We start from the raw sequence: 8,402 nt of genomic DNA, 5'->3' as shown, positions 1-8,402 counted from the left end.
CGAGAAACGAAGCCAGTCCTTCATCTTCTTGCCCATTACAACACGATCGGGATCATAGTAGTGGAATGAAAGAACGTTCTTACTCTCGGGTCCTTCGAAGGGAATCTTTCCTATCTGGGGAAAATACTCTTTTGCCATAATTCTTTTTCAGTTTTATATAATTAGTAATAAATTAGGTTCTCACCTCTATATTATTTAATGCTATAAATGAATGTTTCAAGTAATTTTACTTACATATAAGCATTTCAAGATGCTCTTTCCATTCCGCATAAGCACGCAAATATTCAGCACGACGGGATTCGTCCGGCTCGATGACAGACAATTTTTCCAATGTCGCGAAAGCCTCGTTGTTATCTTTATAGATACCGGCTCCGATGCCTGCGCCTTTTGCGGCTCCTACGCTTCCGTCTGTATCGTACAGTTCGATGGTTGCACCGCTTACTCCGGCAAGTGTATTCCTGAAAATATCGCTCAGGAACATGTTTGCCTTGCCTGCATGTATCTTTTTAATGTTCATGCCCATCTGTTGCATTACTTCCATGCCATAGCAGAAACTGAATACGATACCTTCCTGTGCAGCACGGATTATATGCTCACGACCGTGTTTGTTGAAATTAATTCCGCGTATCGCGCATCCTGTCTCTTTGTTTTCAAGAACACGCTCGGCACCGTTTCCAAACGGAATGACGGATACACCTTCAGAACCGATAGAAATCTTTTCTGCCAATTGATTCATTTCTGCATATCCTATACCGGAAGGAGCAATATTCCTGCGTATCCAGGCGTTAAGTATTCCGGTGCCATTGATGCACAAAAGCACTCCAAGACGTGTCTGGGTGTCTGTATGGTTTACATGAGCAAATGTGTTAACCCTACTCTTCGGGTCGTAATTCACGTCTCCAAGCACACCATATACGACACCTGACGTGCCTGCCGTAGATGCTATCTCACCAGGATTGAACACGTTAAGGCTCAATGCGTTATTTGGCTGGTCACCGGCACGGTATGTTATAGGTGTTCCTTCTGCAAGACCTGTTTCTGCTGCAGCAAGTCTCGATACCTTGCTGTGTATGCTGAATGTAGGAACCGTGTCACAAAGCAGACTATTGTCTATTCCATAATAATCAAGAAGGAATTGTGCCGGTTTACATTCTTTAAAATCCCAGAACATACCTTCACTGAGTCCGCTTATGGTAGTGTTTGCCACACCGCTCAACCTCATCGCAATATAATCTCCTGGGAGCATCACCTTATATATATTATCATATACAGACGGTTCGTTTTCTTTCACCCATGCAAGTTTTGCAGCGGTGAAGTTTCCCGGAGAATTAAGAATATGTGTAAGGCATGTTTCCGCACCAAGTGCGTTAAAGGCTTTGTCACCGTATGGAACCGCACGTGAATCACACCAGATAATGGCCGGCCGCAAAACGTTATGGTTCTTATCCACACACACAAGTCCATGCATCTGATAAGAAATACCTATGGCTTTTATTTCGTCAGCTTTTGCTGCAGACATTTGCATTATCTTTTTCAAACTCAATTTGGCATTGTCCCACCACATTTGCGGATCCTGTTCGGCCCATCCTGCCTTGACTGCGGTTATCGGAGCCTCCGTTTCCGGATAGAATGCCGACGCAACACACTTTCCGCTATCTGCATCTACTAATGATGCCTTAACAGAACTGCTTCCTATATCAAATCCTAATAAATATCTTTTTTCCATATTCAGAGATTATATTTTGGTTTTAAGTTTCAATTACAAATGTAGTTATATTTTTCCTAACGTACAATTTTTTATATATCCTAATGTCGTTTTTTTATAATTAATTTACACTATTAAATCAAATTCATTATCCGTTCTTTATACAGAGAATTCATTCGTAAAGATATTGCGCACAATATAAACTTTATTTATTTTCAATAATAAAAGCCCGTGTTAACAAAAAATATAGTACCTTTGAAGAATAATATTCATGGTATCCGAAATATAGAATAATATCTTGGAGTTATGGCTTTAGTATTAAAACCGATAATAAAATGGCACACAAAGTTATTCTGGCAATAGGAACAAATATAAACCATCATGAAAACATGAGGCATGCAAAGAAAATGCTTGGTGACATATTGGATAATGAGATATGTTCTGATTTCTTGTGGACAGACCCTATCGGCATGGATTCCGGAAAATTCCTGAATGCCGTTATTAGGGCGGAAACGGAACTGGACATCCACGAGCTGGAAAACGAACTGAAGAATATCGAACAAACTTGTGGGCGTAAAAGGGAGGAGTCTATGCGTATGATAATAAAAATGGACATAGATATACTTGCCTATGACAATATGAAAATGCATATTGATGACTGGAATCGTGAATACATAAGAAAACTGATGGGTGAAACAGACATTCATCCATGAAGAAACAGAATTTTGAATGCAGAAACAATGTTTACTTTCATTATGCAGGAGCAAAGCGTTTATTCAGAACATGGTTTTTAATAAATATATAGCAATATGAGAAAAAGTATATTTACATTTATTTTATTGTGTCTTGGAACATATATTAAGGCACAGGGGTTTAATGCACATTTCTGTGACAGCACGTTAAGACTTAATTATATTTTTGCTGGTGATGCAAGCAATTACAATATTTTTGTTGATGAGCTTAATTTGGAACCAAGATGGTATGGCAGACGTAAGCATCTTAATGAACTTCCTCTAAAAGGTAACGGGCAAATAACCGTGACAGACTATATGACTAATGAAATAATTTACAAGCATTCTTTTTCCACACTGTTTCAGGAATGGATAGCTACGGCAGAGGCAAAACATACAGGAAAATCATTCGAGAATGTATTTCTTGTTCCATTTCCTAAAAACAAAATAAGAGTAAAAGTCGAACTCTATGACTACCACAATAGAATCGTGGCGCAGGCAACACACATAGTGAATCCGCAAGATATACTGATAAGACGCATCGGATTCAGAAATGTCACGCCTTATACAACCATTCATGCGGCTGGCGATACAACAAACTGTATCAATATCGCATACGTGGCCGAAGGATACACTATGGAGCAGATGGATGACTATATAAATGATGCAAAAACTGCAACAGACGCACTTTTCAGTCATGAACCGTTCAAGTCTATGAGAGATAAATTCAACATTGTTGCAGTAAGATCAGTCTCCGAAGACAGCGGAACAAGTGAACCCGCCAACAATATATGGCGCAAAACAGCACTCGATTCACACTTTGACACGTTCTATAGCGACCGATACTTGACAACCCTTCACCTTAAGAAACTTCATGACCTGCTTGCAGGTGTGCCCTATGAGCATATTATTATATTGGTGAATACAGATAAATACGGAGGAGGTGGCATTTATAATTCTTATAACCTGTCATATACAAAAGGAAAATATTTCAAGCCTGTTGTTGTACATGAATTCGGGCATAGCTTCGGAGGTTTGGGTGATGAGTATGACTATGGAAATGACGACCCGATGTATTTTTCCGACACGGAGCCATGGGAACCAAACCTTACAACAAAGCACGATTTCAGAGATAAATGGGAAAACCTTGTAGAAGAAGGTAAGGCCGGATTTGTGGAAGGTGGCGGATACCAAAGCAAAGGGGTCTTCCGCGGTGTGGAAAATTGCCGTATGAAAACAAATGACGTGCCGGAATTCTGTGTCGTATGCAGACAGGCACTGACAAGACTTATAAGGTTTTATACAGAATAGCAAGGGCAAATAATTTAACAGACTAAACTTACATCTATATTGAATCCGGCAACTAAAGAGTGTATTTAGCCAAAATACACTCTTAATATTTGTTGTCTGATATCTGTATTCCTATAGAAAACATTTTGCATTAATGTAATTGTCTATATTATCTTTCACCATTCATTTATTTTCCTTATCATTTAATGCCTTCCTTACAAATCTCATCTCCCTTTCAATTTTCCGTTGCCGCTTTCTTATATATTTACTTGGATTTGATGAATCAAACTTACGCGGATTAGGTAATGTTGCAGCAATTAAAGCACATTCAGAACTGCTTAGATCTTTTGCACGGCATTTGAAGTGCCACTCTGCCACAGCGTCTGCGCCATAAATCCCCTCTCCCATTTCAATAGAATTAAGATATACTTCCATTATACGCTCTTTGCTCCACATAAGTTCTATGAGCACGGTAAAATAAGCTTCAAATCCTTTTCTCACCCATGTCCGTCCCGGCCAAAGAAAAACATTTTTTGCTGTCTGCTGGGATATAGTGCTTGCGCCTAATTTGCGCTTGCCCTTATTTTTATTGTTCTTTTCGACAGCCTTCTCAATTGCCCTGAAATCAAACCCGTGATGTTCCATGAAACGGGAATCCTCACTGGCAATAACAGCCAAAGGCAACTCTGGGGATATATCAGACAGCGGAACCCAGCGATGACGCATGCGTATATCACGGCCGTCTGTAATTTGTTCTGCCACTCTGATAAACATCAGAGGAGTGAAATAAACCGGAATGAAACGAAATGCCACAACAGCAAGGATGGTGGAAGCGAAAAACGCACCCACCATCCATTTAAGTATAACTTTTATTCTTTTTAAAACAATAAACATCTGTAATTCAGATATCCTGAGCTGTTTTTTAATTCCAGAAAAAGATTATTTAAGCGTACCGTTCTCTGCAGCCTTTATCATATCCTGGCTTGCATACATGTAAACCTCCACACGGCGGTTCTGTGTACGCCCGGCAGCTGTAGAATTGTCGGCAACTGGATTTGTAGACCCCTGCCCCTCTACAGTCTTAATCTGAGAAGAAGAAACGCCACAGCTCTTCAAATAATTAGCCACACTGTTTGCACGGTTTACGGAAAGAGGCTGGTTGATGGCATCGTTACCGGTGTTGTCGGTATGACCGTATATCGCAACGTCACAGGATGGATTCTGCTTCAATACATTAGAGAATTTTACAAGAGAATTCTTTGCCGCAGCGTTCAATTCTGCCTTATTTGTGGCAAAAAGTATACCGGAATCGAATGTAACCTTCACAGCTTTAAGACCGTTCGCGTCTTCAACTTCCTGAACCTGCGCGTTCTGAACCTGCTGGGCCTGCGCCTTAACCTTATCCATGTGTTTGCCGATAATAGCACCTGTTCCTGCACCTACGGCAGTACCTACAGCTGCACCTACAGCAGTATTACCAGCCAGCTTACCTACTATAGCACCTAACAAAGCACCGCCTCCGGCACCAATACCCGCACCTTTCTGTGTGTTGTTGCATCCTGCAAGGACAATACCAAGACAAAGGATGAATGCTGAAATCTTGATTTTCTTCATATTCTACCTAATTTTATTGAGTTATTAATTAATAAAAAATTGCGGTGCAAAGGTAATCTATTTATTTAAATAATTCCCACTTTTCAAGTTTTTTTTGTACTTTTGCAAGCAAATTTTAGATTAAGAAAAATATTATGGCAAAAGAATTAAAAGAATTAACAAAGCGTGCGGAAAACTACAGCCAATGGTACAATGATTTGGTTGTAAAGGCAGACCTTGCGGAACAATCTGCCGTAAGAGGCTGCATGGTTATAAAGCCTTATGGCTATGCCATATGGGAAAAGATGCAGCAGCAACTTGACAAAATGTTTAAGGAAACTGGTGCCCAGAATGCATACTTCCCGCTTCTGATTCCCAAATCATTCCTTTCTAAAGAGGCTGAGCATGTTGAAGGTTTTGCCAAAGAATGTGCTGTTGTGACACACTATCGCCTAAAGGCGAAAGAAGACAAAAGCGGTGTTGAAGTTGACCCCTCGGCAAAACTTGAAGAGGAACTGATCATCCGTCCTACATCAGAGACAATCATTTGGAATACATATAAAAACTGGATACATTCATGGCGTGACCTTCCTCTTATGTGCAATCAGTGGTGCAATGTGATGAGATGGGAAATGAGGACTCGTCCATTTTTGCGTACAAGTGAATTTCTTTGGCAGGAAGGACATACCGCACATGCGACACGCGAAGAGGCAGAGGCAGAGGCAAGAAAAATGTTGCATGTTTATGCCGATTTCGCGGAAAAATGGATGGCTGTACCCGTACTGCAAGGAGTAAAAAGCGAGACGGAGCGTTTTGCCGGTGCACTTGACACATATACCATTGAGGCGATGATGCAAGACGGAAAAGCCCTCCAAAGCGGTACCAGCCACTTCCTGGGACAAAACTTTGCAAAAGCATTCGATGTCACATATTTGAATAAAGAAAACAAGCCGGAATATGTCTGGGCCACATCATGGGGTGTGTCAACACGCCTTATAGGGGCACTTATAATGACTCATTCTGATGACAACGGTCTTGTACTGCCGCCCAAACTCGCTCCGATACAGGTTGTAATCATCCCTATAACAAAAGGTGCAGAGCAGCTTGCTGCTATTACAAAGAAACTGACACCTGTCATAGAGGCATTACGCGCGCATGGAATCACAGTGAAATATGACGATGCGGACAATAAACGTCCGGGATTCAAGTTTGCCGACTATGAATTGAAAGGTGTGCCCGTACGTCTTGTGATGGGAGGAAGAGACCTTGAGAACGGAACATTGGAGGTTATGCGCCGTGACACCCTTACAAAAGAGACCGTCTCTATTGACGGAATCGTGGAATATGTTGAGAATCTTCTTGATGATATTCAGAACAGTATTTTTGAGAAGGCACGCAAGGAACGCGATAAACGTGTTTACGTATGTGATAATTATGATGAGTTCAAGGAGCGTGTGAAAGATGGTGGATTCTTCCTTTGTCACTGGGACGGAACAGCTGAAACCGAGGCAAGGATAAAAGAAGAAACTCAGGCAACAATACGTTGTGTACCTTTTGCCTACGAACAGACGGAAGGTTTGGACATGGTTAGCGGAAAGCCTGCAAAGTATAGGGTTATTATTGCCCGCAGCTATTAGAATTGCAAATGAAACCAAGGAATATTCCAATATTCCTGTGTAAAGGATTTATTTACGTCGCCTTGAGAGTTTAGACTTTCAAGGCGTTTTTTTTAACATTATATTAACCCTGTAATATAATTAATTTGATTAACTTTGCAAAAAATAAAATAATAACATTTTACTACTAAATAAAGTATAATAGACACATGGAAAGAACTTGGAGATGGTTTGGCAAGAATGATAAAATCACTCTTGCCATGCTAAAAGAAATCGGAGTGGAGGGTATCGTTACGGCCCTTCATGACGTACCAAACGGAGAGGTTTGGACACGTGAGAAGATTAATGACCTGAAAACTTATATCGAAAGCTATGGCATGCGATGGTCTGTAGTGGAAAGTCTGCCGGTATGTGAAAGCATCAAATATGCAGGAAAAGATCGTGACAGACTCATCGAAAACTATAAGGAAAGCCTTAAAAACCTTTCTTTGGAAGGTATACATACCGTATGCTACAACTTTATGCCTGTACTCGATTGGGCACGCACGGACCTTAGTCATCCTAATGCCAACGGAACGACAAACCTGTTCTTCTCTCATGTTCAGTTTGCTTATTTTGACATTTGCATTCTGAAACGTGAAGGAGCGGAAAAGGAATGGTCACCGGAAGTACTTGCGGAAGTGGAAAGGCTGAAGCAGACAATGACACCGGAAGATGACCATAACCTTGTTGATACAATAATAGTAAAAACACAGGGGTTTGTAAGTGGAAACATTACTGAAGATGATGAACATCCTGTAGAATTGTTCAGACAATTACTTTCACTATACAAAGGAATCACGAAGGAACAGTTGCGTGAGAATATGAAATACTTCCTTGAAGCCATCATGCCCACATGTGAGGAATATGACATGTATATGTGTGTGCATCCTGATGACCCACCATTTCAGATCTTGGGACTTCCGCGCATTGTTACTTGCGATGAAGATATAAATTGGTTCTTAAATGCTGTAGACAACCCGCACAACGGCCTTACTTTCTGTGCAGGCTCACTATCTGCCGGAAAACATAACAATATAACGGAGTTGGCAAAAAAATATGCTTCAAGAACATGGTTTGTACACATGCGTTCATGTCATATCTTCCCAAACGGTGATTTTACGGAAGCATCACATCTTGGAGGACGTGCCGACCTTATTGAACTGGCACGGATCTTCGAACAGATAAATCCGAATCTTCCTATGCGCGTAGATCATGGCATGACAATGCTTGGTGACGAAGAACGTGGATACAATGCCGGATATAGCTTCCTCGGACGCATGTTTGCAATGGGCCAAGTACAGGGTATACTTGCCACTGTAGACAGAGAGTTGGGTATTGAGTATAAGCAGCCGGGATTTTTCGACTGATTGTATAATCAATAAATAGAATCTTAATAAAAAATTATAACCAATAAAAATGAAATGT

7 protein-coding genes and 1 pseudogene are annotated in these 8,402 nt (G+C 40.7%); 4 read left to right on the top strand and 4 right to left on the bottom strand.

Going from position 1 to position 8,402, the window contains the following annotated elements; genetic code table 11:
- Both HPS56_RS13440 and HPS56_RS12450 read right to left on the bottom strand, forming a co-directional pair.
- Positions 1-138: pseudogene (locus HPS56_RS13440) on the bottom strand (xylose isomerase); the annotation flags it as partial.
- Between the two features lie 88 nt (positions 139-226).
- On the bottom strand, positions 227-1,726 hold the full coding sequence (locus HPS56_RS12450) for a xylulokinase (protein WP_172277218.1): 1,500 nt from the start codon (positions 1,724-1,726) through the stop codon (positions 227-229).
- A gap of 314 nt (positions 1,727-2,040) precedes the next feature.
- Between HPS56_RS12450 and folK the strand changes: the two genes are divergently transcribed.
- Positions 2,041-2,418 carry a 2-amino-4-hydroxy-6-hydroxymethyldihydropteridine diphosphokinase gene (gene folK / locus HPS56_RS12445; protein WP_172277215.1) on the top strand — a complete coding sequence of 126 codons (378 nt, stop codon included), beginning with the start codon at positions 2,041-2,043 and terminating at the stop codon, positions 2,416-2,418.
- Positions 2,419-2,514: 96 nt separating this feature from the next.
- The gene (locus HPS56_RS12440) at positions 2,515-3,747 is read left to right on the top strand and encodes a M64 family metallopeptidase (protein ID WP_172277212.1); all 1,233 of its coding nucleotides are present in this window, start codon (positions 2,515-2,517) and stop codon (positions 3,745-3,747) included.
- 162 nt (positions 3,748-3,909) lie between these two features.
- On the opposite strand, the gene mtgA is transcribed toward HPS56_RS12440, so the two are convergent.
- Together mtgA and HPS56_RS12430 are read right to left on the bottom strand one after the other, a co-directional pair.
- A complete protein-coding gene (mtgA, locus tag HPS56_RS12435; protein ID WP_172277209.1) occupies positions 3,910-4,620 on the bottom strand; it encodes a monofunctional biosynthetic peptidoglycan transglycosylase in 711 nt (236 codons plus the stop codon).
- A gap of 45 nt (positions 4,621-4,665) precedes the next feature.
- Entirely contained in the window at positions 4,666-5,340 is a 675-nt protein-coding gene (locus tag HPS56_RS12430; protein ID WP_172277206.1) for a YiaD family glycine zipper/OmpA-like lipoprotein, read from the bottom strand.
- Between the two features lie 134 nt (positions 5,341-5,474).
- Between HPS56_RS12430 and proS the strand changes: the two genes are divergently transcribed.
- Entirely contained in the window at positions 5,475-6,956 is a 1,482-nt protein-coding gene (gene proS / locus HPS56_RS12425; protein WP_172277203.1) for a proline--tRNA ligase, read from the top strand.
- Positions 6,957-7,144: 188 nt separating this feature from the next.
- A complete protein-coding gene (gene uxuA / locus HPS56_RS12420; RefSeq protein WP_172277200.1) occupies positions 7,145-8,344 on the top strand; it encodes a mannonate dehydratase in 1,200 nt (399 codons plus the stop codon).
- Positions 8,345-8,402: the final 58 nt, after the last annotated feature.

The organism is Xylanibacter muris, assembly GCF_013166605.1.
Taxonomy (GTDB): domain Bacteria; phylum Bacteroidota; class Bacteroidia; order Bacteroidales; family Bacteroidaceae; genus Prevotella; species Prevotella muris.
The sequence above is the reverse complement of the archived record's forward strand: the minus strand, read 5'-3'. Positions and strand labels throughout refer to the sequence as shown.